Origin of the sequence: Nesterenkonia flava (assembly GCF_031432335.1) — a bacterium.
GTDB lineage: Bacteria > Actinomycetota > Actinomycetes > Actinomycetales > Micrococcaceae > Nesterenkonia > Nesterenkonia flava.
On the sequence record NZ_JAVKGT010000065.1, the window covers coordinates 1 to 2,155 of the forward strand.

Annotated in this window: 1 protein-coding gene; it reads left to right on the plus strand. The window is 62.5% G+C overall.

Translation table 11 applies throughout. The features are described from left to right. The first annotated feature begins 618 nt into the window (after positions 1-618). A complete protein-coding gene (gene ltrA, locus RH857_RS13440; protein ID WP_310538484.1) occupies positions 619-2,046 on the plus strand; it encodes a group II intron reverse transcriptase/maturase in 1,428 nt (475 codons plus the stop codon). Positions 2,047-2,155: the final 109 nt, after the last annotated feature.

A 2,155-nucleotide genomic window follows, 5' to 3' on the forward strand; every position in this document is an offset into this window, starting at 1 on the left:
TCGAGCGCCACGAGGCGCTTCTGGACCTTGCGGTGGTGAAAGGACACCGCTTCGCGTCTGTCGCAGCAGGCGTGTGATAGCTGGAGGATGATCTGCCGTGTTGGCGTGAATGCGGCGGGTGGAGCAGTCCTCGACAACGACGAGTCGTATCAGTACTGCCAGATGGTGCGGGCTCGGCTAGCGAGACGGAGAGGCATACGGATAGGAACCAGTGGCTGAAAGCCCCTCAATTGAAGACCACCGACTCCAACCTGGTGGATGTGGGTCGGGTTGCATCGCGCACCCTCGCCGCTTCGGTGGTGGGGAGAACTCCTGGGCTGGGTGATGTCGCCGGTCGGGAGGCCACGGTGAATGCCTGCGGCGTAGTCGTGGCGAGGATGCTGGGGCATAACTGGGTGCCGATCCCGTCGAAAGGTTCGGAAGTGAACGTGGGAACCATCCCGGTTCCGCCGGGGCACCGTCGCAGCCAGCGACGATTTCCTCGGCTGAGTGCACGGTCTGCTGATCGGGCCGGGGTGGGGCGGAGGGCCTGTAGTAGTCCGAGGCCGGGAAAGCCGGTCACATGGCGAAGGGGTCCAGTGTGATCGCAGTGACAGAAGCAGAAAAGGAGGCACAGCCGTGAATGCGGATGTTCCGTGGCCTGCCGACACATCGGAGGCGTGGGCGCGGGTACTGACTATGCAGACGAAACTGCACCGATGGGCGACGGGCGATCCTGCTCGTCGTTTCGATGATGTGTTCAATCTGGTCTATGACCCCGCGTTCCTCACCGCGGCGTGGAATCGGGTGGCGGGAAACAAGGGAGGCCGCACTGCTGGAGTCGATGGGATCGCGCCGCGATCCGTCACCCCGGACCGAGTGTCGGGGATGCTCGCCGATCTGCGCGAGAGCGTCAAGAACGGCGAGTTCGTCCCGGAACGGGTGCGTCAGAAGTCGATCCCGAAGGGCAACGGCAAGGTCCGTAGCTTGGGGATTCCGACGATGACGGACCGGATCGTTCAGGCCTCCCTGAAACTGGTGCTGGAACCGATTTTCGAGGCGGACTTTGTGCCGTCCTCGTATGGGTTTCGGCCGCGCCGTCGGGCGCAGGACGCGATCGCGGAGATCCACTACTACGCCTCACGTGGTTACGTGGAGGTATTTGAAGCGGACATCACCGCGTGTTTCGACGAGATCGACCACGACGCGCTCATGCAGCGTGTCCGCGGTCGCATCACCGACAAACGTGTATTGCGTCTGACCCGCGGTTTCCTGAAAGCGGGAGTCCTCAGTGAGGACGGTGTGAACAGGGACACGTTCACCGGTACCCCGCAAGGCGGGATTCTGTCGCCGTTGCTGGCAAATATCGCCCTGTCCGTGGTGGACGAGCATTTCCAACGCAAGTGGGATGCGCTCGGACCGCAATGGTCGCGCACGAAGTATCAACGCGCTGGGGGCGCGACGATGAAGATGGTCCGCTACGCGGACGACTTCGTTGTCCTCGTCCGTGGCACCCACGCTGATGCCGAAGCGCTCTGGGACGAAGTCGCTGCAGTGCTCGCGCCCATGGGTTTACGCCTGTCGGTCGAGAAGACGATGGTCACGCACATAGACACCGGGTTCGACTTCCTCGGGTGGCACATCCAGCGCCGCCGAATCAGAGGTCATGGCGGGAAAACCGCGATCTACACCTACCCGTCATGGAAGTCCCTGGCTTCCATCAAGGACAAGGTGCGGACGCTGACCCGCCGGGCATCTCATCGAACACTCGCCGACCTGCTGCGCCGGTTAAACCCGGCATTGCGGGGTTGGTGCACATACTTTCAACACGGCGTCGTGAAACACCTCTTCAGCTATATCGACCACTTCGCCTTCTGGCGGATCGTCGGCTGGTTGAAGAAACGACACCCGAAACTGAACATGCGCACCCTGGTGCGTCGTCATCTGCCCGGCTGGCAGATCCGCGACCAAGGAATCGAGTTCTTCCGATGCCAGCAGGTCACCGTGGCCCGCTACCGGTATCGAGGAACCCGCATTCCCACACCATGGACGAACGCCTTGGCATGAGCACATGGAGAGCCGGATGCTCAGGAATGGGCACGTCCGGTTCGGAGGGCGGCCAGCAGAAACCCACCAGTTCAAAGACTGGCAGGGCGCTGCTGGCCGACCCTACACC